Raw genomic sequence first — 21,626 nt, 5'->3', positions numbered from 1 at the left:
CCGCCCCGGTCGACGGCTCAGGTCGCCGGCGCCGCCTCCACCGTCGGGGGTTCGGTTTCGGTCAGCTGCTCGCGCAGGTAGTTCCAGAAGACGGCGATGAGCGCCGCCGCCGGCACCGCGAGCAGGCTGCCCACCACGCCGGCCAGGCTGCCGCCGAGGGTGACCGCCAGGAGGACCACCGCCGCGTGGAGGCCGAGGCTGCGGCTCTGGATCATCGGCTGGAACACGTTTCCTTCGAGCTGCTGCACCCCGATGATGATCGCCAGCACGATCAGCGCGTCCGTCAGCCCGTTGGACACCAGGGCGATGAGCACCGCCACCAGTCCGGCGAACAGGGCACCGACGATCGGTACGAACGCGGACACGAAGGTCAGCACCGCCAGCGGCAGCACCAGCGGCACGCCCACGATCCACAGTCCGAGTCCGATGAACACGGCGTCGAGGAGCCCGACGAAGGCCTGGGAGCGCACGAACGATCCCAGGGTGTCCCAACTGCGGGCGGCCACGACAGGGACGTCGGTGGCGAACCGGCCGGGGAGCTGGCGGGTGAGCCAGGGCAGGAACCGGGGGCCGTCCTTGAGGAAGAAGAACATCAGGAAGAGCGCCAGGACAGCGGCGACCAGGCCGTTGAACACGGTGCTGACGCCGGTGGCGACGGTGGAGACCGCGCTGCCGACGCTGTTCTGGAGGCGGGCCATGGCGGCGTCGAAGGCGCCCGTGAGTTGGTCGTCGCCGATGTTCAGCGGCGGCCCGGCGGCCCACTCCCGCAGTTGCTGGATGCCCTGGCGCACGCCTTCGACCAGCTCGCCCGACTGGGAGGCCACGGGGACGGCGATCAGCGCGACGATGCCCGCGGCCACGAGGAGGAACAGCAGGGTGACCGCGGTCGCGGCGAGCGCGGGCCGCCATCCGCGGCGCCGTAGGAAGGAGGCCAGGGGCCAGGTGAGGGTGGTGAGGAAGAGGGCGACTATGAGCGGCCAGACCACCGACCACATGCGGCCGAGGATCCAGAGGGTGACCGCCGCCATCGCCAGCACCACCAGCGACTCGGCACTGACGCGTGCCGACGTGCGAAGAGCGGCGGCGGCTCTTCCGGAGCTCAATGTGACAGACATGGGGGTCACCTTAAGCACCCCCTCGAACGGCCCGACCCTCCGGCCCCGCGCGGGGAACACCGCAAGGGCGGGAGCGGCCCCGACGTCAGGCGGGGCGTCGGCCCCATACGCGGGTGCACGACCTCGGCAGGTACAGGGACAGGACCGCGCTGACGACGTAGACGAGGGCCAGCACCCCCATCTCCCTGTGGACGGGGAGCAGGACCAGGACTGCGACCCCGCCGCACGCGAACAGGAACCACGCCACCGGATGGAAGGGCGTGATGTCACCGTCCATGCCCACACCGCTCCACCAGCCGCACCATACGAGGATTCCCGCGACGGTGAACCACATCCAGAACACGGGGTCGCCCAGCGGGTCCGCGGGTGGTGTGAACCAGGTGGTCAGGTCGACGTCGCCGGGCCCCTCCGTCTCGCGGATCGTATGGTTGAGGTGGCCCGCGACGAAGAAGCTCAGGCCGAGGTACACCGCCTGTACCAGCGCCGTGATCACGGTCCGGACCGCCGCGGCGGACCGCACCGCCGCCGGGGTCCGCGACACCCTCGTGTACATGCCGCGGGCGTGCCGGTGGGCGGAGGCGGCCAGGGCGTACCAGGCCAGCGCCCATGAGGCGATGACGAACGCGTGGAGGACGAGGCTGTCGCCCCCGAACACCGTGAGCAGGATCGCCTCGACGACGTCGTCGGGCTTCGCCGGATCCGGAACAGCCATGAGGAAAGCCCCCGTTCAGCCCGACGGGGCGAGAGGATCGACCCGTACGGCGCAGGATCGTAGTGCAATCCTCGCCCCCAATTCCCCTTCATGAGCCATGTAGTTGATGGTCGGGGACACTTCCCTCGGAAACCCGGTCGACCGACTGCGAGGAAGCCAGTGGACCAGTCCCCGGAGCACGACCCCTTCGCCGACGACGGCCCCTTCGGCGGCCCCATCGACCCTGACGCCGCCGACGGCCACCTCGCCCTGGCTCCCCCGCCCTCGGCCGCGGCCGCCGGCCCCCGCTTCAGCTGGCAGTGCAAGCTGGACCTCGCCGACCCGAACCGCTGCGTCGTGGACGTCCCCGGCAGCATCGACTTCCCCCAGCACGGCGACGGGACCTGCTCCCACGGCGCCCTCGCGTACCGGATCCGGCGGCCGGCATGAGGTCCCGCGGCCCGCACGCCTCGTAGCGAAGGCACCGCACGGACACGTCGTGGCCACGGCACCGCACGGCACTGACACGGCACAGCCACAGCACGGAGCCGGCACGGGAGCCGGCATGGAGGGGGCCCGCCATGGGCGTCATGTCCGTACTCGCGTCCGGTCCGGCCAAACGCTGGACCGCCCTGATCAGCGGTGGCGCGTACGCCTTCGCCGCCGTACTCGTCCTGTTGCTGCGGCCCTGGGTACCGCCGGTCGGCGTCTGCCCGGGGACGGGCCTCACCCGCGCGGCGTGCGACCTGCGTGGAGGCGGCGCGGCGGCGCTGACCGCCGCGGCCGTACTGCTGCTGGTCGCGGCCGTCGGGGCCTCGCTCGTGGTGTCCGCGCTGGCGTTCCCCCTGCTGCGGCTGCTGTCGGGAACCCTCGTTCCGCTCGGGCCCCCGGGCGCGCTGCTGCTCGCCGGCCGCATGGCCCGCAAGAGACGACTGCTGCGCCTGTCCGGCCAGAGCGGCGACGCGCGCCCGGCGTCGGCCGCCTCGGTGGCACGGGCGCTCGGGACGTTGCGGCGGATGCCCGAACGCGACGACACCGTGTTGCCGACCCGGATCGGCAACAGCTTCGCCGCGATGTCCGAGCGCGTCCGGGCACGGCACGGACTCGACGTGAACCTCTGCTGGCCCACCCTCCAGCAGGTCTTCGACGACCCGGCTCGACGTGAGCTGGAACAGACGTCCGAGCAGGTTCTGGGCCGGGCCCGGAACCTCCTGTGGTCCTTCATCACCGTACTGGCGGCCGTGGCCTGCGCCTTCCTCGACCGGGTCGACGCGTTGCCCGCGGCCATCGCGGCCGGCGCCGCCGGCGCGGTGGCGCTGATCCTGCTCCAGGGCCTCGGGAACAGCGTCGACGACTACGCCGACACGGTCGAGGCCGCCGTGCTGCGTCACCGCGATCCGCTCTACCGGGCCGCCTGTTGGCCGCTGCCCCCCGACACCACGGCCGAGCGGGCCGACGGGGCGACGCTCACCGCCCATCTGGGGCGCAAGGATCTCGATCCGTTCACGGTGGTCTTCGAACGCCCCGAACCAGCAGCCGAGGAGAGCCCGCAGTGATCGACTACACCCGGCCGGCCTCCGGGCAGCCCGATCCCGATCGGGACCTCACCGCCACGCTCGCCCGCAGCCGCATGCGGGCGGAAGCGGTCCTCCGCCTCGACGTCCCGTCCTCCGACGAGGACTTCCGCGTCCTGGAGGACTGGTACGACGTCGTGGGGCAGGTGGGCGCCGCCTGCGCCGCCTCCCACGCGCGCGCGGACCGACCCGCCGTCGCCCGCCTGGACGCCCTCGAAGCATGGCTGCGCCGGGCCCACGACTGCCTCGCCCCCTTCCGGGTCCTGTTGCCCCCGCGTCGAGGTGACGGCGGCGACGCGGTCGACGCGGACGACGGCAGCGCCCGCGAGCTCTACCTGGACCTCCTGGCCTGGCTGGACCAGGTCCACGAGGAGACCGACCGGCACCGGCGCCACCTGTCCTCCCGCCGCGACGGCATCGACCCCCGCGACGCGGACGCCCGCTTCTCGACGGGCCGCGCCGCGCACCGCGCGCTGGCGGCCGAGGCCCTGGACGTGCTGCCCGTCGGGGACCTGCGTCGGGACCAGTGGCTGCTCCGGCACGCCCTCGCCACCGTGCGCCTCGCCGAGTACGGGGAGGGCCCCGGGGACGCGGCGATCGACGAGGCGCTCGCGCGCGCGGACGTCCTGGCGGAGCCGGGCAGTGTCCTGGACGATGACCAGCGCGCGTTCGCCCGTTCCATCGGGGCGGCCGCGGCCACCCGGCAGAAGACCAGGGGTGACGCGTCCAGGGCGACGGACATCGAGGCGCTGGTCCTGCGCGACCGCGCCGTCTGGCAGCAGTCAGGAGGAGACCCGCACGCCGCCGCCCGGTTCGGCGGCAACCTGTGGCGGGCCGTCCAGCTCGGTTCGACGGTGCCCGGCCTGGTCCTGCGCGACGCCGCCGACGCCCTCGACGAGGCCGTGCGGGACATGGACCCCGAGACCGCCGAGTTCCCGGAGACGGCAGCCGTTCGGGCACTCGTCCACGCACAGCTCCTCGCGGTCGAGACGAGCCCGCAGCGCGAGCTGGACGAGGCGATCCGCGCTCTCGACGCGGCCCGCGCCGTCCTGCCGCCCGGGCACGAACTGCTCGTCCCCCTGCTGATGGCGCTCGCGCAGCTGCTCACCCGACGCGCCGACCACAGCGGATCGATCGGCGACATCCGCTCGGGACTGGCGCTGCTGCGCCGGATCAGCCAGGAGGAACTCCCCGACCCCCTGAGCCGTCTGTACATCGACACCGTCCTCGCCTCCGCCCACCTGCGCTTCCACTTCCACACGGCCGCCGACGACGCCGACTGCACCGCGACGGGCGACGAGGGCGCCTCCCCGGAGCAGCGGCAGGGGCATTCCGCGCGGGCGCACCAGCAACTGCGCCTGCACCTGGCGACGGCGCGGGCACTCGCGGCCGAACGCACCGACCACGCGCCGGAGACCCTGGCCCTAGTCCTGGAGGCGCTGGGGCAGTCGCTGCTGCTCGGCGCCACCTACCCCGACGGACCCGGCGCCGGGCCGCACCGCGGGGCGGCCCGGCTCCCGCTCGTCACGGAGGCCCGCGCCGCCCTGCGGGAGGCCTGCGAGCGCACGGACCCGGCCTCCCCCCACCGCGCGGGGCGCGACATGCACCACCTCATCGCCGCGACGGTCGAGGCCCAGCACGGGTCGGACCCGGCCGCCGTCCGCGCCTGCACCGAAGCCCTCGGCCGTCTCGCCGAGCGCGCGGACGTCGCGTCCCGGCCCGAGCTGCGGACGATCGTCCGCGGCATCCTCGCCCACGCCTCGGCGACACTGGCCCCCGCCGCGGGCGGCGCGGGCACCGCCCGTCGCGCCGAGGTGCTGCGCGGTCTGGAGGCCCGCTGCGCGGAGCGACCCCGCTCGGTGGACCCGGCCGCCGTCCAACTGCGCCTGCACCTGGCGCGCGCCTACCGTACGGCCGCCCCCACTCCCGTGGTGGCCGAGGGACCGCTCGGGCACCTGCTGAACCTGCTCGCGGTCCCCGTGCCGGCGCAAGCCTCCCGGCCCTCCGCGTCCGACGCCACCCGCGCCCGGGAGGTGGGCCGTTCCGTCCTGCGGATGCTGGCCTCCCGGGCGCTGGCACAGGAGTTTCCCGGCGACGCGGTCCTGACCGCCGAGAGCGCGGGGCGCATCGCGCGGGAGGTGGCGGTCTGGTGCGTCGAGGACGGCGCGTACGCGGAAGCCGTCGAGGTGTTGGAGGGCGGCCGGGCGCTCGCCCTGCACGCCGAGATGGCCACGGTCGACGTGGCGGACCGCCTCAGGGAACTCGGCCGGGGCGACCTCGCGGAGCAGTGGCAGCAGTGGCGGGCGAGCCGGGTTGATCGGGCCCCCGAGCCCGAGGAGGCGGCGGGGCCGTGGGACGCGTACGCGCGGTACCCGGTGCCGGAGCAGCTCGGCGTCCAGGTCCGGACCGTCCTGGAGGAACACGGCGCGCTCGACGGGCTGCTGGCGCCGGTACCGGTGCCGGACATCGCGGCCGCGCTGCGCGCCACCGGCGCGGACGAGCTGGTCTACCTGCTGCCGGCGGACTCCGGGCCGCGCTCGGCCGGGGCGCTGCGGGTCGGCTCCGACGGGCGGGTGCGGTGGGAGCCGATGCCGGGGCTGGGCGACCCCTCCGTGCTCGAAGGCTACCTGGGGGCACTGGAGGCATGGCTGGCCTCCCCGGAGTCCGTGTCCGCCCGGCGGACGTGGCGGCTCGCGCTCGGCGGCCTCTGCGATTGGGCCGGCTCGGCGGTGACCGGCCCTCTGGGCGTCGCCGTGTCGGGGCGGCGCCGGGGCGGGCCGATGCCGGTCGGCCCGACCGGTCCGTCCCCGACCGGTCCGCCGCACCTGGTCCTCGTGCCGCTGGGTTCGCTGGCCGCCGTGCCGTGGGCGGCAGCCACCGCCGCCCCCGCGGGTCCCTCCGTCGGAGGGCGGGGCCGGCCCGCGGTGGAGGGGCTCGTGCTGTCCACCGTCCCGTCGGCCCGGATGTTCACCGTCGCGGCCGCCCGGCCCGCGGCCCGGGCCGGCGAATCGGCCCTGCTCGTACTCGGTCTGACGGGCAAACAGGCACGGGCCTCCTCCAGCCGCGGGCTGTACCTCCTGTACGGCGGTCGGGGCCGGTTGCTGGTCCCGGGGGGCGAACCGGACACGGACACCCGGCCCGGAACGGTGCTCCAGGAGATCCACCGGGCCTGCCGGGAGCACGGGACGGTGGACGTGGCCGCCCACCTGATGCCCGACCCCTCGGAGTCCTGGCGGTCCTACCTGGCCTTCGGCCGCCCGGAAGGGGAGCGCGCCCAGGGGCCGGACCCCGCCGCCGACCGTCTTTCCGCACAGGCCATCGCGACCCAGCGGTTCCCCGTCGCGCCCGGCGGGCCGGGGCTGTGCGTGTCCCTGGCCTCGTGCGTCAACCACCTGGCCCGGCGCCACCACGACGAGTCGTTCACCATGGCGGCGGCCTTCCTGGCGGCCGGGGCCTCCAGCGTCCTCGGCTCCCTGTGGCCGGTCCGGCTGCACGCCACGGCACTCGTCGACCTCCTCTTCCACCACCGGATGCGGGAGGGGGACGCCCCCGTACGGGCCCTGCGCGCGGCCCAACTGTGGATGGCCGACCCCGGGCGGAGCGTGGAGCGGGCCTTCCCCGCCCCCGTCCGCGAGGCGGTCCGCGAGCTGCTGGCCGCGCTGCGGGCCTCCGGTCACGACCCGGCCGACCCCGCCCTGTGGGCCGGACTGGTGGCCGTCGGCCGCTGAACACCCCGGACCCGGCCCGGCGACGCCCGGCGGGCCGGGCCGGGGGTCAGATCACCAGCGGCGCCTCCGACCAGCGGCGGACCCGGTACGGGGCCCACCACAGGTGGTCGCCGAGACGGACGACGAGGGTCTCCCCCATGAGGTCGTCCAGGATCGGCCCCGGGATCGCGTCGGCGCGGGCGCCGTCGGTGAGGGCGGTGATGGCGTCGTGGTACTCCGGTTCGTCGATGGTGAAGCGGCGCAGTTCGCCGTAGCGCCGGTCGCGCACCTGGATGAACCCGGGGCCGTACCTGAAGACGCACTTGCAGATGTAGTACGCGTTGCGCCAGGCGAGAGCCGTCGCCACCGGGTCCGCGGTGCCGAGGACGGCCGTCGGAGGGTGGAGATGGCCGTAGTGGCGCCAGGCGTCGGGGTCCGGGCCCGTATGGAGTTGCCAGTCGACGGAGATGGCCAGGCTGGACAGGTCGCCCACGAAGCTGAGCGCCCTGACCGACCAGGCCGCGTCGGCGGGGTCGGTCACGTCGACCGGGCGCGGGAGCGTGACGTGCCGGGCCCCGGCGGCGAAGAGCCGACGGGCCGCCTCACCGCCGGTGAGGTCGATCTCGTAGCGGCCCAGGAACATGCTGGGCAGCGCGCCGACCTCGGGGTCGTAGTCCCGTGAGGCGGTCACCGTGAAGGGCGCGGTGCCGGTGAGTGCTGGAGTCATCGTCGTCCCTCTGTCCGGCGGTCGTCAGGCGGTCGTGGCGGCGAGTTCGGAGTCGCGGGCGGACGTGTGCCGCATGAAGTCGATCCGCAGGAACTCCTCGTTGAGCGCGGGCGGCGCGATCTGCACGAACTGTCCGCTGTCCTCGAAGACAACCCCGAGCGCGCGCCATCGCGCCAGCACCTGCCGTAGGGCGTCCTCGCTCCTGCCGTGGTCGTCGTGCAGTTTGCGGGCGGCCGCCTTGACCGTGTGCGGCTGGTCGAGCAGCCGGAACAGGGCCATCTCGAAGGGGTCCGTCAGTTCCAGGTGCGTCCAGTCGAAGGCGCGGCGCTTGCTGACGAGGACGATGCGGTCCTCCAGATCGCAGTGGGTGAGCCGGCTGCCGGCGTAGTTCCGCTTCCAGTGCGAGATGGCCGCGTCGAGGCGTTCGACGACGTCCTCCCCGATGCCGCGCGGCGGCACGTCGAAGACGTACGCCAGGTCGAACATCTCGGCGTCGGGGAGGTCGTAGGTGAGCCGGTACGGTTCGGCGGCGCGCAGTTCGGAGAAGCCGAGACCGGGGTTGTTGAAGTAGGGGCTGAACCGCTCGATGGCGATCCTGGAGGACGGTCCGACGGGCGGGTTGAGGTGTTCCAGCGCGGCCATCTGGGCCACCACGTCGGTGTAGTCCTCGGCGTCCTCGCCGGGGAAGCCGTGCAGGTAGTTCCAGGCCACCGAGAGGCCCACGGTGGCGGCGTCGCGGAGCATGCGGACGTTCTGGCCGCCGGTCACGCCCTTGTCCATCAGGGTCAGCACCCGGCTGTTGAGACTCTCGATGCCCGGTTGGACGAAGATCAGGCCGGCGTCGGCGAGGGTCTGGAGCTGTCCCTGGCGCATGTTGGACTTGATCTCGATGTGCATGCGCAGGTCGAAGCCGCTGTCGATGATGCGGGGCAGCACCGTCTTCACGTACCCCATGTCCAGGATGTTGTCGACGACGTACATGTCCAGGACCCGGTGCTTGCGGGCGAGTTCGATGATCTCCTCGTAGAACACGTCCGGGCTCTTGCTGCGGAACTGCATGAACGATCCGTTCAGCCCGCAGAAGGTGCAGTGGTGCTTCTCGCCCCACCAGCAGCCCCTCGCGCCCTCGACCACCAGCTTGGGCTCGACCCAGTTCCGCGCGTGGGAGGAGGCGAGGCGCTCGAAGTAGCCGGCGTAGTCCGGCGGGAGGATCGAGGCGGGCGGCAGGGGTTTGGTGCTCATGGCGTTGACCACGGAGGCGCCGTCCGCGTCGCGCCGGCACAGCCCCGGGACCTCCGACAGCGACTCGCCGGCGTCCAGCGCCCTGAGCAGCGCGGGGAACGACACCTCGCCCTCGCCGCGCAGGACGTGGTCGACGAAGGGGAAGTTGCGGTGGACGGCCTCGCCCTGCTTGCCGTCGCAGTTGGCGCCGCCCATGGCGGTCACGATGTGCGGGGCGAGGCGCTTGACGTACTTGGCGGCCGCGAGGGCGGCCGTGTTCTGCTGGAAGGTCGAGGTGAATCCGACCACGTCCGGTGCGAGTTCGACGATGCGCTCGGCGATGTGTCGGACGAAATCGGGCGCGGTCTCGTGCAGCGCCTTCGTCATCTCCATCCGGGGTCCGCGCACCCGACTTCTCATGGCTTCGGTGAATTCGGCGACCCGCCACTTCGGGTCGTCGTAAAGAGCGGAGGAGAACACCCAGTCGCCGCAGCCCAGGAAATAGGATCCGAGCGAGTAGTAGGAGTAGTCCTCAAGGGTGAATTCCGTATTCTTGGTGATCCAGTCCACGTATTCGATGTTGGCGTGGAGAACGTCCGCCGTGGCGTTGGGGACGCGCTCGTCCACGCTGCGCTTGAGAATTCCGAGAGCCAGCGACGGAAGGTCGATCGGGGCCCAGGGCATGTTCACCAGGAGTACGCGCATGGCTGGCCTCTTCTCATGTGATCGGTGCGCGGTGACGGTGGTCCGCCGGGTGTCCGGCCGGGAGCCGTCGGGCTCCCGGCCGGGCCGGTGGGGCCGGTCGCGCACTCGGTGCGTGGCCGGCCCCTCGGTGCTGCTCGACTACTTGTCCTCGTCCTCCATCTCCTCCGCGGAGCGGAGGTAGACGACGACACCGACGCCCGGCTTGCGGCTCTCCTCGTCGCCCTCCAGCGGGTCGCCGTGGATGATGTCCTTCTGCATGCTGTTCACCTCCTCTCCGGGTGTGGGGACGGCTCGGCCCGCGCGGGCGCCGAGGGCAGCCCGCGACCGAGAAATCTGAGGGACCGCCGGATCACGGCCAGGTGGTCGGCGCCGTCGTAGCCGTCGTGTCCGGAGTCGAGCCACATCAGCTCGTGGGCCACCCCGGCGGCGCGCAGGACGTCGAGGTACGCCTCGACCTGTTCCGGCGGACACTTGGCGTCCCGCCGCGCGGCGACGACCAGCAGCGGGGAGCGGATGGCGGCCGCGTACGTGGACGGGGAGGCGTGCGTGTAGGCGTCGGGCACCTCGTCCGGGGTGCCGCCGAACAGCCTGCTGTCGAGGGCCTGGAGGGCGGGCGTGGAGTGCCGGAAGGCCGTGGCGCAGTCGGCGAGCGGCTTGACGGCCACCCCGGCGTCCCAGAGGTCCGGACGGGTTCCCATGGCCAGCAGGGTCAGGTAGCCGCCCCACGACGTGCCGCACAGGCCCACGGCCCCCTCACGGCCGATGCCCCTGGCCAGCAGCTCGGCGCGGGCCCGCACCAGGTCGGCGACCTGGGTGTGGCCGACTCCCTCGGTGTAGGCGGAGCGCCAGCGCGGCCCGTAGCCCGTCGAGCCCCGGTAGTTGACGCGCGCCACGGCGTAACCCGATCCGACGAGGGCCTGCACCATGGGGTCGTAGGCGTCGCGGTCGTGGTCGGCCGGGCCGCCGTGGACGAGGAGGACCAGGGGATGTGGCGCGGGACGGTCGGCGGGTGTGGTGACCAGTGTGTGCACCGGCCCGTCGGGGCCGGGGGTCCACAGGTCCTGGCGCCGGCCGAACCGCGGGAGTCGCCACCGGCTCTGCCCTGGTAGGGGCGTGCCCGACAGCGACAGCGCGCGCGGCACGTTCACCGCGTCGGTCCAGATGAAGTGCACGTCACCGTCGGCGGCGGGTGCCGCGTCCAGGATGCTGCCCTCCGGGGTGGGCACCGGGGTCAGTTCGCCGCGGTCCAGATCGGCGGTGAACAGCCTGCTGCGGCCGTGCCGGTCCTGTCGGAGCAGGATCCGGGTGCGGCCCGGGCCGGGGTACCAGCGGGCGGTGGTCTCGGTGTCGAACGAGCACCAGGGCAGCAGCTCCAGTCCCCGGTCGGGGGCCCAGGTGCCGAGGTGGTAGCGGCCGGCCCGCTCGCGCAGGACCAGGAGCAGGGTGCGGCCGGGCGTCGGTTCCGGGCCGGGCGAGGGCATCGGGCCGGGGGCCGTAGGCGCGTCGGGGAACGGTGTGGGACCGGGTAAGGGCGGTGTACCCGCCAACGGCGCGCCCGTGGGTGCGAAGCCGAGCGCCCAGGTGCGTTCCGTGGTGCCGGACAGCACGGCGACGGTGGTCCCGTCCGGGGTCAGCAGCGTCACGGCCCGGTCGGAGTGCGCGGGTCCGGACACGGCCAGGAGCCCGCCGTCCGGTGCCAGGTCGCACAGCGTCCCGGAGCCCTTCGCGCACAGCACGGATGCCGCGGTGCCGCCCCGCCGCCCCAGGTGGACGCCGAGTCCCTCGGGCGTCCGGATGCCGACGGCCACCAGGCCCCCGGCGGCCAGCGCCAGTCCGGCGGGCCGCCCGCTCGGCACGCCGGCGAGCGCGGGACGGTCCGGGCCGCCGTCGAAGTCCTGGGTGCGCCAGCCGCCGCTGCCGGCCGGGTCCTCGTCGAACCACCAGACGGCCTCGTCCTCGTCGATGGCGCACAGCAGTGTGCCGTGCGGGCGGTCCGTCAGCTGTCGTCCGGTGCGGTTGGAGCGGTCCCACGTGAAGATCTCGCACCGGCCTTCGGCGTCCCCCGTGTAGACCATCCGGTCCGGGTTCCGGGGGCTGGTCACCGGCAGCACGGGCCGGTAGACGCCGTACGTGCGCGTGGCCGCCGTCGGCCGGGGCGGCGTCACAGCGCCTCCCCGACGACGAGACGGGCTCTGGAGGTCGCGTACAGGGCCAGCCCGGCGAACGCTCCCGCGCAGCCCAACGCCACGGCGCGTCCCCCGTACTCCGCCACCAGCACCCCCGCCGCCACCGGGGCGAGCACCGCGACGCCCTGACCGGCGGTGCCCAGTACCGTCCCCATCCGGGCGAGCAGCCGGTCGGGGGTGACCAGCACCGCCCGGGTCTGGAGTACCACCACGACGGACGGCACGATCAGCGACACCCCGCTCAGCAGCAGGCCGTAGGTCCAGGTCCGCGACGCGAACGCGAGCCCGGCCGCCGTCGGCACCATGACCCACGAGGCGCCCGTCACGATCCGCGCGGCCGGGACGCGCCGCACCAGCCACGGGGCGGCGAGTGCGCCCAGCAGCCCACCGACGCCCGCCAAAGTAAGAATGAGCCCGATCGCGGCGGGGCCGGCGCCCTGGGCGTGGGAGGCGAACACCGCGTGGAAGTACAGCGCGCCGAGGAGCGCGTTGATCCCGGCGGTCCACACCACCACGAAGCGCAGGAAGGGCTCGGCGCACACGAAGCGCAGCCCTTCGGCGAGCTCACGGGTGAACGGCGCGACCGGGCCCTCCCGGTCGGGCGTCAGGTCGGTGCGGATCGCCTTGCTCAGCACCGCCACCAGCAGGAACGAGACCGCGTCCGCGAGGAGCGGCACCCATCGTGACAGTTGGTACAGGACGCCGCCCAGCGTCGGCCCGACGATCTGCACCGCCTGGTCGCGGGCCTGTAGGTATCCGATGGCCCGGGTGTATCCCTCGGGCGGCACCAGCCGCCGGATCGTCCCGGAGGCCGCGGCCCCGTAGGTGGCACTGGCGGCCTGCTCGACCGCGGCGGCGACGAGTACGTGGACGAGGACGACGTGGCCGAGGGCGACGGTCACGAACACCGATCCCATGGCGCAGGCGGCGACCAGGGCCGCCGCGTACATCATGGGCTTGCGGGGCCACCGGTCGGCGAACACGCCCGCGACCGGCGAGACCACCAGTCCGCTGACGAGTGCCACCGACGCGACGAGGCCGGCGAGCCCGGCCGAATGTCCGGCGCCCAGCAGGATCAGCGGGAGGAAGAGGGAGGACGCGCAGGTGCCGAGGCCATCGACGGCGCCCGCCGTCCAGAAGAGCAGGAAATCCCGGCTGCGCAACGGGGAAATGGACCGGTGTTGAACCTCGGGTAATAAAGGGCCGGAGGGTTCTAATTTCTCCTCGGCCTCTCCCATCAGGATTCCCGGTCCGAGGGTATTGCTGACACGAACGAACCCACAATACCCCCCACTTATTTGTGGTACGTACGGCCGCCGAGGGTTGCGATCGTATCGAACGGAGACACCCCTCACAACACCCGCGTTCGAATGGAATTCTTGATCAAGGAACAGGGTTTTCCGGGGTACCGGGCCGCGTCCGGCCGGCGACGGCCGGGGCGGCCTTAAAGCTTGTCCCGCAATGACCGGCGGGCGGGACGATCCCGTGCGGACCGTGGCCGGTACGGGCCCGGGTACGGGTACGGGTACGGGTACGGCAGCAGGGCCCGTACCGCGCGTCGCGGTACGGGCCCTGCCCCGTGCGGTGCCGCCCCGCGGCGGCGGTGCGTCAGCCCTGCGGGGTGTCGTCGCCCGCCGGCCCGGCGCCCTCGGCCGCCTTCTCCCGCATCTTGCGCACCAGCTCGGCCTTCTGGTCGGCCGCGCCCCGGCGGTCGAGGTTGCGGTGCGGGCCGTTGTTCTGCCGCTCGGCGCGGGACAGCCGCTTGCGCTGGCCGCCGCCCTGACCCACGGGGTTGTTGATGTTCTTGCTGACGGTCACGGATTCTCCCGGTAACGAAGTGAAGTGATCTACGGATTCATCGGTGGGGGACGGGCGGCGACGTCGAGGGACGTCAGCAGGGGCCCATCACGCCCTCACTCGTAAATCGGCCTCTGGAAGAACATGACAAAGACGTTACCCGGTTCCCTCGCCCCCGGACACCAACCGTGTCGCCGCCCCGGCACCGGCCGGGCCTCCCGCGAGCGTCCGGGGTCGGTTCCGGACGGTGTTGGCCGAGTCGTCATTTATGATTCATGGCGGCCGCGGGACGGCGACTCGTCGATCCGGACGACGGACCCCCGACGCAGGTCACGAGGCTCTTGGGGGAATCGAGTGACCGCAGGCATACGTCCTGGTGGTGTGGTGTGCCCGGTCCGCACGCCCGCCGGCGAACAGATGACCCCCCGGGAGAAGTGAGGTATGCCAGTGATCTGCGTCGGAGGCATGATCGGGATCGGCAAGACGAGCGTGGCCGAGCTGCTCGCCAAGGAGCTCGGCAGCCACGTCTTCTACGAGAGCGTGGAAGACAACCCGATCCTCCCGCTCTTCTACACGGCGAGCCCCGAGGAGATCCAGGCGAAGCGGTACCCCTTCCTGCTCCAGCTCCACTTCCTGCGGACGCGGTTCGCCTCGATCAAGGAGGCGTACAAGCAGGACGACAACGTCCTCGACCGGTCCATCTACGAGGACTGGTACTTCGCCAAGGTCAATCACGATCTTGGTCGGATCAGCTCCCTCGAAATGCAGGTGTACGAGGGACTGCTCGACGAGATGATGCGCGAGATCGACGGCCTGCCCTACCGCAAGGCACCCGACCTCATGGTCTACCTCAAGGCGGACTTCGAGACGGTGCTGCACCGCATCGGGCTGCGGGGCCGTGATTTCGAGCAGGACGCGGGCCTGGTCGAGTACTACCGGACGCTGTGGGCCGGCTACGACGAGTGGGTGCACGAGCACTACTCGGCCAGCGACGTCCTCGTCGTGGACATGAGCCGTACGGACGTCGTGAACAACCCCGAGGACGCGGCCCGCGTGGCGCGGCAGGTCAAGGACGCCCTGGAGGCGGGCCGCCGGGCCGCCTGAGGCGCGACGGCGACATTATCGAACGCACGTTCCCGGAACGCCGGGGACGCGGCCGTATGGCGCCGGGCCCCGTCTCCGGCCCGCGCCCCGCCGGCTCCACCGGAGGACGCGGCACCACCCCGCACTTATGGTGGGTGTGTGATCGAGTCTGGACGGCCGCGGCTCCGTCGGCGTTACGGCCGGGGGGCGCTCGTACGACTGTCGCCGATCATTTTGACCGTCGTGATCGCGAGCCTGGCCTATGCCACTCCGCCGGAGATGGCCTTCAGTCGCCTCCTACCGGCGGCGCCGGCCCTCGCGGCCGCCATGTGGCCCGTCCTGCCGACCGTCCTGCTCGGGACGGTGTGCCTCTGCCTGATGATCGGCCTCGGCTTCGTCTTCCCCGACCTGGGGACGTGGTGGACGGCCGCCGGGATCATCGCGGTCACCGTGGCCGCCGCGTACGGGAGCCATCTGCGGCTCAAGCGGGAGCGCACCCTCCTTCAGGTACGGCTCGTCGCCGACGCGGCGCAGCAGGTGGTCCTCAGCCCCATGCCGCGCCGCTTCGGGAACGTCGAGATCGAGGCGCTGTACCTGGCGGCCGCGGCCGAGGCGCGCATCGGCGGGGACTTCTACGAGGTGGTCGACACGCCGTTCGGCATCCGGCTGCTCATCGGTGACGTGCGCGGCAAGGGTCTACCGGCGGTGGGGGCGGCCGCCGCGATCGTCAACGCCTTCCGGGAGGCGGCCTACGGCGAGGCCGACCTGGTCGACATCGCACGCAGGATGGACGCCAGCAGCGCCCGCTACAACGCCGCCTTCCCCTCCGACGAGCCGATGGAGCGCTTCGCCACCGCCCTCCTCGCCGAGATCCCGCACGAGGGACAGCGCATCGTCATCCTCAACTGCGGCCACCCCCCGCCACTGCTGCTGGGCGACAAGAGGCTCCGTGTCCTGGAGTCGATGACCCCCTCGCCGCTGCTCAGCCTCGCGGAGCTGATCGGCGACCACTACAACGTGGACACCTTCGAATTCGCCTCCGGCGACCTGTTGCTCCTCTACACCGACGGGATCGCCGAGGCCCGGGCCCGCGACGGCGAGTTCTTCCCGTTGGCGGCCTGGATGGGCCGGCAGCCCACGACGCCGCCCGGCGAACTCCTCTCGGCCCTGCACCGGGACCTCCTGCGCTACAGCAGGGGGCGCCTCGACGACGACGTCGCCGCGCTCGCCGTACGGCTGGGGCTTCCCTGAGACACCCCCGCCGCGGACGGCTACCAGGCCTCCAGCCGGTCGCCCGCCACGAGTTCCGAGGTGAACCCGTCGGGTCCGGTCGCGGGCTCGCCGAGGACGGTGACACGGTGCATGACGCGGTCGACGTCGAGGTGGCCGAAGTCGGTGGGGGCGAAGTGGCAGGTGCTCCGGTTGTCCCAGAAGGCGATGCTGCCGGGCTCCCACCGGAAGCGGACGGTGTACTCGGCGCCGGTCATGTGCTGGAACAGCAGGTCCAGCAGGTGCCGGCTCTCGATCTCGCTGAAGCCGACGATCCGGGTGGTGGAGCCGGGGCTGACGAACAGCGCCCTCTCCCCCGTCTCGGGGTGCACGCGGACCACGGGGTGGACGGCGACCTGGGGGTCCTGGCAGTAGATGTCGAGGATCTCCCGGTCGCGGGCGTCGGAGTGGCGCAGGTGGACGCCGGTGAAGAAGGCGTGCTCGGCCCTGAGGGAGTCCACGAGGTCGCGCAGTTGCGGCGAGAGGGCCTCGTAGGCGGCGACGGTGTTGGTCCACTGGGTGTCGCCGCCGAAGGGCGGGGTGGTCTCGGCGCGCAGGATGGACAGGTCCGGCGGGTTGACCGCCTGGGTGAGGTCGCTGTGCCAGCCGGCGATCGGCGAGACCCACTTGCGCCGGTAGTGCTCCTCGAAGTTCTTCCCGTAGCGCTCGACGTCCGCCTTGGCGTCCACCGTGAGGATCTCGGGGAAGCCCTCGGGCGAGACGCCGTGCTTCTTGCCCGGCCGGCGGGTGAGGGCGCCGAAGCGGCGGCCGAAGGCCACGTGGCGGGCGTGGTCGAGCCGCTGACCGCGGAAGAAGACGACGCGGTGCGTGAGCACGGCCCGGCGGATCTCGGCGACGGTGGCGTCGTCGAGGTCCTCCCGCAGGTCCACGCCGGAGATCTCGGCGCCTATGTGTCCGGCGATCTGTCGGACGGTGATCCGGGTGGTCGGAGCTGTCTGGGTCACGGTTGGGATCCACCTCTCGGATGGGTGTGAGGGGTAAGGGGTTCGGGATGGCGGTGCGGGGGCGACCGTCGCGGCCTCAGCCGAAGTGGACGGTCCACTGCACCCACAGGGGCAGCACGAGCAGCGACGCCAGGGAACTCTTGACGACCAGTTCCGCGGACAGGGCCACGTCGACGTCGTAGCGCTGCGCGAAGATGAACAGGTTCTGCGGGGCCGGCATGGCGGCGATCAGCACCAGGTAGGCGAGCCAGTCGCCCTCGACGCCGAAGACGTAGCGGCACACCGCCCACGCCATGAACGGGAAGACCAGGCACTTGAAGCCGACGAGCCACACCTCCTCCAGGGTGGTGCCCCGCAGGGTGAGGCCGGCTCCGCCCAGGTGCAGGCCGAGCGCGAAGAGGGCCACCGGGGAGGCGCTGTCGCCCACGAACGCGAAGCTGTCCAGGACCGCCTCCGGCAGTCGCACCGACAGCAGGTTCAGCACGATCCCCGCGTTGCACGCGAGGACGACGGGCGTCACCAGCGAGGCGCCGACGGCGCGGGCCAGGCGCGCGCCGGGCCCGCCGGTGCGCTCAGGCCGCCCCAGCTCCATGATCGAGATGACGACGAGCGACAGCACGCAGACCTGGAACAACAGCACGGGGAAGATCGGCGCGGCGTTCCCGAAGAGCATGATGAACACCGGTACGGCGAAGTACGCGGTGTTCACCTGGACGCCCGCCATGATGCGCAGGGCGACGCCCCGGGGGTCCAGTACGCCGAACAACCGGGCCGCGGTGCCCACCACGACCACCGCGCAGGCGGCCGTGGCCGCGTAGCCGCCGATCGCCCGCCAGTCGAAGAGGGCCGCCAGGTCGCTCGCGTAGATGTTGCCGAACAGGTAGCAGGGCACCGCGAAGAGGAAGGCGTAGTCGGCGAAGACCTTGGAGCTCTCGGCCGGTACGACCTTGCGTCGTGCGAGGAGGACGCCGCAGCCGAAGGCCAGGACCACCGGCAGCAGCTTCTCCAGGGCGGTTACCGCCCCCATGCGTTCGGCACTTCCACCGGGCTCCGGCCTGCGATCAGGTCGTGGTAGCCGGTGATGAGCCGTCCGATCACGTCGTTTCCGGTCAGGTCGTAGTGGTGGTCGTCGATGCGGGCGACCGGGAGGATCTCGCAGGCGGTGCCGCAGATGAAGGCCCCGTCGGCCTCGGCGGGGAAGCCGGCGTCCAGGTCGCCGATCTCGTACGGGATGCCCTCGTGGTCGGCGATCGCCAGGACGCAGGCCCGGGTGATGCCGTCGATGGTGCACCGCGTGGTCGGGGTGTGGAGGGTACCGCCCCGGGTGAAGAAGACGTGGGCGCCGGTGGCCTCGACGATGTTGTCCTCGTCGTCGAGGAGCAGCGCGTCGTCGAAGCCCGCCCGCAGGGCGTGGTTCTTGCTGACCGTGCCGATCATGTAGTTGCCGGCGGCCTTGCTCTTGACCGGGGCGTAGCGCGGGGAGGGCCTGCGGTACTCGGCGGTGACGAGGGAGATGCCCGTGCGGAGGGCGTCTGCCGCCGCGTAGTAGCCGGCCGGGATCTCCCACGCGGCCACGGAGGTGTGCACGGACGTTCGCAGCGCGGCGGTCTGGATGACCTCGGAGCCGCGCCAGGCGTTGACGCGGACGTAGCCCTCGGTGATGCCGGCCTTGGCGACGACGTCGAGGGTCGCCCGGTGGAGGGTCTCCTCGTCGTGTTCGAGGTCGAAGTCGAGGATCCGTGCCGAGGTCCGCAGCCGGGCGAGGTGTTCGCGGAGCATGAAGGGGGCGCCGCCGTAGACGCGTACGCCCTCGAAGACGCTGCTGGCGTAGTGCAGGCCGTGCGTGAGGACGTGGAGCTTGGCGTCGGCCCAGTCCACGAGGCGGCCGTCGAGCCAGATGTGACCGGTTCGCTGGTCGAAGGGAAGCAAGGGGGGCACCTCAGAGCGCAAGGTCGAAGAGCGGGTTCTGGAGATCACCGACGAGGGCGACGAAGCGCCGCTGGTGCGGTGTGAGGCTGCGCACCGACACACCGTGCAGGGCCAGCGGGTTGATGGGGTACATCACGAGCGTGTTGCTCCGGTACGGGACGGTGGCGACCTCCTCGACGTACTGCGGATCGATGTCGAACCGGTTGTCGCCGTACTCGGAGGCGCTGGTGGTGAACTTGTGGGCGCCCTCACGGTACTTGTAGAGGACGAGGTCGCCGCCGATGGCGTCGTCCTCGGCGAGGCGCATGTAGAAGAGTCCGCCGAACAGCTTGTAGGGCTTGTCCACGTGGGGGCCGCGGTAGGCGGAGGGCCGGCCGGTCACGGCCGAATTGATGACGGCGGTGCAGTCCATGAGGATGTCGTGCGTGTCGAAGCCGTCCCGGTTGCGGCGGCCGACGCGCAGGTCGCGCAGGGGGCCGCACTGCTTCTCGGCGTCGGGCAGGTTGGCGAGCAGGTCGTCCTGGAACAGGTCGAGGAACTGGGCGTAGAACTCGGGCGACGCGTGGTAGGTCACGAAGTCCTTCCACACCTGGGCCGTCGCCTCGTCCTGGAGGATGTGTTCGGACATGTAGTTGTAGCGCTCGTTCGACGTGATCTCCTTGCCGATCCGCGTGCCGATGTACTCGACGTCGGGCATGGAGGCGGCCAGCGCGTCGTACAGGGGCTGGGGCAGCGCGTCGCTGATCACGATGTGGGGGAACGGGTCGCGGCGGATGTCGTCCTTGGTGACGCCGGCGAGCAGCGAGCGGATGGGCGGGGTGGACTGTGACATGTCTGTCTCCTACGGGGTGAGGTTCCTGGCGGACAGCCAGGTTTCGAGCATCAGCAAGGACCAGAGGACTTCCGCGGTGTGCGCGCCCGGGTTCTCGGACTGCATGCGGAACAGGTCGTGGACGACGTCCTGACGGACGTGGTCGCGGTAGCGGGCGCCGGGGGCGAGGAGGGTGTCGCCGATCAGCTCGTGCAGCGCCTCGCCGGGCTTGATCATCGCCGCGATGGGAAGGGTGAAGGGCTGCTTGGGCCGATCGATGACGCTCCTGGGCACCCAGCGGCGGGCGGCTTCGGAGACCGGAGCCTTGACGGTGTCGCCGACGACCTTGAGCGCGGTGGGCAGGGCGTGGGCGAGGCGCATCACGGACGGTTGGAGGAAGGGGATCCTGGCTTCCACGGAGTGGGCCATGCTCAGGTGGTCGACGCGGCGCAGGATGTAGTACGGGAAGCGTTCGAACTGGTCGTAGCGCAGGAGCGTTTCCAGCTTGTCGAGCTCTCCCGAGCGGACCCGGCGGTCGAGTTCGTCGCCGGTGCGGTCGCCGAAGAGACCGCCGTTCGCCGCGAGGTGGGCCCGGTAGGCGGGGGTGTAGAGGCGCTGGAGGGTGCTGGTGCCGATGGCGGCCATGGTGTCCTGGTAGCCGCGGTGCCAGGTCGCGGAGTCGTCCCGCGCGGCCTTGACGAAGCGGGCGTAGCCGCCGAAGAGTTCGTCGGCGCCGTCGCCGGTGAGGGCGACCTTGAACCCGGCCTCGTGGATGGCTTCGAAAAGGGCGAAGGTGCTGAGGCTGTGCGGGGCGTTGTTCGGCTGGTCCAGGTGGCGGACGAAGCGGTCGACGAGGGCGGGGAAGTCCGCGGGGTCGAGCAGGACCTGGTGGTGGCGGGTGCCGCTGTGGCGGGCCGCCTCCTCGGCGAAGTGGCGTTCGTCGGCCGGCCAGTCGCCCCGGTAGGCGACGTTGAAGGAGGCCAGGTCGGGGACGATGCCGGCGGCGATCGCCGATGTGTAGCTGGAGTCGAGTCCGCCGCTGGTGATGACGCAGACGGGCACGTCCGCGTCGAGCATGCGGGTGAGTTCGTGACGCAGCGTCACGTCGAGGAGCTCGGCGGCCGCGCCGAGGTCGGGTCCCGCGTCCGGCCACTCGGGGTCGGCGGGCGACAGCGGGGTCCGACCGAGGGTGAGGCGTCCGTCGGCGAAGCGCAGTGTCGTGCCCGGGACCATGGTGCGGACCTTGGTGTGGACGGTGTCCGGGCCCCAGACGGCCCTGCCGCCGAGGTAGCGGTCGATGGCGAGGGGGTCGAGGGCGTCGGGGAAGTCGGGGAACCGGGACAGGGCCTGGAGTTCCGAGGCGAAGCAGAGCCGTCGGCCGTCGGCGGAGAGGTAGTAGAACAGGGACTTCATGCCGGCGTGGTCGTTGAAGAGCTTCAGGCAGGGCTCGGCGCGGCGGTCGACGACGGCGATCGCGAACATGCCTTCGAGGCGGGAGACGAAGGCGTCCCCGTGGCGTTCGTACAGGGGCAGCAGGACGTCTCCGTCGCAGTCGCCCTCGAAGGTGTGGCCGGCGGCGACGAGTTCGGCGCGCAGTTCGCGGTGGTTGTAGATCTCTCCGTTGAACACGCACGTCATGTCGCCCAGGACGAAGGGCTGTCGTCCGTGCTCGATGCCCTGGACGGCGAGGCGGTTGTTGCCCAGCGCCCAGGTGTCGGCGGTGTGGACGGTCCGGTCGTCGGGACCGCCGTGGTGCATCGCCCGTGCGACGGCGCGCAGGACGTCGCGGTCGACGGGCTCCCCACCGAAGTGGCCGTAGATGCGGCACATGCTGTTGACCTCTGTC

Annotated in this window: 17 protein-coding genes; 5 read left to right on the top strand and 12 right to left on the bottom strand. The window is 72.1% G+C overall.

The genetic code is table 11. The features are described from left to right. Positions 1 to 17 precede the first annotated feature (17 nt). Positions 18 to 1,115: an AI-2E family transporter gene (locus NOD94_RS06325; RefSeq protein WP_281204717.1), complete on the bottom strand. Its 1,098-nt coding sequence runs from the start codon at positions 1,113 to 1,115 to the stop codon at positions 18 to 20. A gap of 85 nt (positions 1,116 to 1,200) precedes the next feature. After that, positions 1,201 to 1,827, bottom strand: a complete 627-nt coding sequence (locus tag NOD94_RS06320) for a hypothetical protein (protein ID WP_281204716.1) — start codon at positions 1,825 to 1,827, stop codon at positions 1,201 to 1,203. A 159-nt stretch (positions 1,828 to 1,986) separates the two neighbouring features. Between NOD94_RS06320 and NOD94_RS06315 the strand changes: the two genes are divergently transcribed. The 3 genes from NOD94_RS06315 to NOD94_RS06305 all read left to right on the top strand — a co-directional run bounded on the left by NOD94_RS06315 (position 1,987) and on the right by NOD94_RS06305 (position 7,108). After that, positions 1,987 to 2,256 (top strand): hypothetical protein, encoded by a 270-nt coding sequence (locus tag NOD94_RS06315; protein ID WP_281204715.1) that lies wholly within the window; start codon positions 1,987 to 1,989, stop codon positions 2,254 to 2,256. 140 nt (positions 2,257 to 2,396) lie between these two features. Next, positions 2,397 to 3,362: a hypothetical protein gene (locus NOD94_RS06310; protein ID WP_281204714.1), complete on the top strand. Its 966-nt coding sequence runs from the start codon at positions 2,397 to 2,399 to the stop codon at positions 3,360 to 3,362. After that, positions 3,359 to 7,108 (top strand): CHAT domain-containing protein, encoded by a 3,750-nt coding sequence (locus NOD94_RS06305; RefSeq protein ID WP_281204713.1) that lies wholly within the window; start codon positions 3,359 to 3,361, stop codon positions 7,106 to 7,108. The genes NOD94_RS06310 and NOD94_RS06305 overlap by 4 nt, the downstream gene beginning before the upstream one ends. Before the next feature lie 46 nt (positions 7,109 to 7,154). Here the strand turns inward: NOD94_RS06305 and NOD94_RS06300 are convergent, their stop codons facing one another. The 5 genes from NOD94_RS06300 to NOD94_RS06280 form a co-directional block, all read right to left on the bottom strand. Then, the gene (locus tag NOD94_RS06300) at positions 7,155 to 7,814 is read right to left on the bottom strand and encodes a DUF5825 family protein (RefSeq protein WP_281204712.1); all 660 of its coding nucleotides are present in this window, start codon (positions 7,812 to 7,814) and stop codon (positions 7,155 to 7,157) included. A gap of 24 nt (positions 7,815 to 7,838) precedes the next feature. Beyond that, positions 7,839 to 9,740, bottom strand: a complete 1,902-nt coding sequence (locus NOD94_RS06295; RefSeq protein WP_281204711.1) for a RiPP maturation radical SAM C-methyltransferase — start codon at positions 9,738 to 9,740, stop codon at positions 7,839 to 7,841. Positions 9,741 to 10,003: 263 nt separating this feature from the next. Continuing rightward, positions 10,004 to 11,905 carry an alpha/beta fold hydrolase gene (locus NOD94_RS06290; protein WP_281204710.1) on the bottom strand — a complete coding sequence of 634 codons (1,902 nt, stop codon included), beginning with the start codon at positions 11,903 to 11,905 and terminating at the stop codon, positions 10,004 to 10,006. Continuing rightward, positions 11,902 to 13,164, bottom strand: a complete 1,263-nt coding sequence (locus NOD94_RS06285) for an MFS transporter (RefSeq protein ID WP_281204709.1) — start codon at positions 13,162 to 13,164, stop codon at positions 11,902 to 11,904. Before NOD94_RS06285 ends, NOD94_RS06290 begins: the two co-directional genes overlap by 4 nt. A gap of 370 nt (positions 13,165 to 13,534) precedes the next feature. Continuing rightward, positions 13,535 to 13,744, bottom strand: a complete 210-nt coding sequence (locus tag NOD94_RS06280) for a DUF6243 family protein (RefSeq protein WP_281204708.1) — start codon at positions 13,742 to 13,744, stop codon at positions 13,535 to 13,537. A 420-nt stretch (positions 13,745 to 14,164) separates the two neighbouring features. Here NOD94_RS06280 and NOD94_RS06275 point away from each other — a divergent pair, with 420 nt between their 5' ends. Both NOD94_RS06275 and NOD94_RS06270 read left to right on the top strand, forming a co-directional pair. Then, complete coding sequence (locus tag NOD94_RS06275; protein WP_281204707.1) at positions 14,165 to 14,827, top strand: deoxynucleoside kinase; 663 nt, start codon at positions 14,165 to 14,167, stop codon at positions 14,825 to 14,827. 138 nt (positions 14,828 to 14,965) lie between these two features. Continuing rightward, positions 14,966 to 16,057, top strand: coding sequence for a PP2C family protein-serine/threonine phosphatase (locus NOD94_RS06270; RefSeq protein ID WP_281204706.1), 1,092 nt, complete (start codon positions 14,966 to 14,968; stop codon positions 16,055 to 16,057). A 20-nt stretch (positions 16,058 to 16,077) separates the two neighbouring features. Here NOD94_RS06270 and NOD94_RS06265 read toward each other — a convergent pair whose 3' ends face one another. From NOD94_RS06265 to asnB, 5 genes are all read right to left on the bottom strand, one after another. After that, positions 16,078 to 17,040, bottom strand: a complete 963-nt coding sequence (locus tag NOD94_RS06265) for a TauD/TfdA family dioxygenase (RefSeq protein WP_281204705.1) — start codon at positions 17,038 to 17,040, stop codon at positions 16,078 to 16,080. Positions 17,041 to 17,116: 76 nt separating this feature from the next. Further along, complete coding sequence (locus tag NOD94_RS06260; RefSeq protein ID WP_281204704.1) at positions 17,117 to 18,067, bottom strand: AEC family transporter; 951 nt, start codon at positions 18,065 to 18,067, stop codon at positions 17,117 to 17,119. Then, positions 18,055 to 18,969 carry an aminotransferase class IV gene (locus tag NOD94_RS06255; protein ID WP_281204703.1) on the bottom strand — a complete coding sequence of 305 codons (915 nt, stop codon included), beginning with the start codon at positions 18,967 to 18,969 and terminating at the stop codon, positions 18,055 to 18,057. Before NOD94_RS06255 ends, NOD94_RS06260 begins: the two co-directional genes overlap by 13 nt. Before the next feature lie 10 nt (positions 18,970 to 18,979). Then, a complete protein-coding gene (locus tag NOD94_RS06250; RefSeq protein ID WP_281204702.1) occupies positions 18,980 to 19,801 on the bottom strand; it encodes a hypothetical protein in 822 nt (273 codons plus the stop codon). A 9-nt stretch (positions 19,802 to 19,810) separates the two neighbouring features. Continuing rightward, a complete protein-coding gene (gene asnB, locus NOD94_RS06245; RefSeq protein ID WP_281204701.1) occupies positions 19,811 to 21,610 on the bottom strand; it encodes an asparagine synthase (glutamine-hydrolyzing) in 1,800 nt (599 codons plus the stop codon). Positions 21,611 to 21,626 lie beyond the last annotated feature (16 nt).

The organism is Streptomyces sp. Isolate_45 (genome assembly GCF_024721315.2).
Lineage (GTDB): Bacteria > Actinomycetota > Actinomycetes > Streptomycetales > Streptomycetaceae > Streptomyces.
This window is presented reverse-complemented; position numbering and strand designations above follow the sequence as displayed.